Annotated in this window: 2 protein-coding genes; one reads left to right on the top strand and one right to left on the bottom strand. The window is 52.8% G+C overall.

What is annotated here, in order from left to right; genetic code table 11:
• Positions 1 to 304 (bottom strand): bifunctional DNA primase/polymerase (locus AK963_RS30410; protein WP_139117837.1); only part of this gene is annotated, 304 nt, incomplete at its 3' end.
• Here AK963_RS30410 and AK963_RS37060 point away from each other — a divergent pair.
• Positions 303 to 579: hypothetical protein (locus tag AK963_RS37060; RefSeq protein WP_238593910.1), on the top strand; the 277-nt coding region annotated here is incomplete at its 3' end. The two genes, AK963_RS30410 and AK963_RS37060, sit on opposite strands and share 2 nt — an antisense overlap.

Below are 579 nucleotides of genomic sequence, written 5' to 3'. Positions count from 1 at the left end.
CCGGGCTATCCGCATCGACGACCACGACACCATAGCCTGTCACTATTGCCCAGTTGGTGTGTGGGAAAAGCGTTGTCCATTGCTCGATCTGACTGTCATCAGGCGCCTCATCCTGATACTGCTTCCAGCGATAGCGTGGGGCTTTTGGCCAGTCCGTCTTGGCCTGTTCGTAATCATCATTGCATCGGACCTCGACAAACCATGAGGGAGGCTCTTCAAAAGGTGAGCCGAGAGGAAAGATCGAAAGACCGGCTTCGTTGAGTTTCCAAGCCTCGGTAGTCGTATCTGGCAAGTTCGCTTCCATGACGTTTGCTTCCTGTTTTAGTTATTTTGGTTTTCAAAGTAAGCGGCACACTCCGCACACATCGAACAACCGGGAACCGCTATCTGTCTCGCTGAGGGTATTTGGAGTCCACATTCCTCGCAGTTATCAGCGGATTCCTGTGTTGTTAGTTGGCGCTTTTGCTGGTGGCTTTTCAGCAGGTCAGCAGGGCTTCCATTTCCCGTTCTTGGTACTGACCCGCCTTGTCTGCATCATCCATCAACAGGCTCTTGTCCATCGGCGGTCAGCATGTCCGG

The organism is Endozoicomonas atrinae (assembly GCF_001647025.1).
GTDB classification, from domain to species: Bacteria; Pseudomonadota; Gammaproteobacteria; order Pseudomonadales; family Endozoicomonadaceae; genus Endozoicomonas; species Endozoicomonas atrinae.
This window is presented reverse-complemented; position numbering and strand designations above follow the sequence as displayed.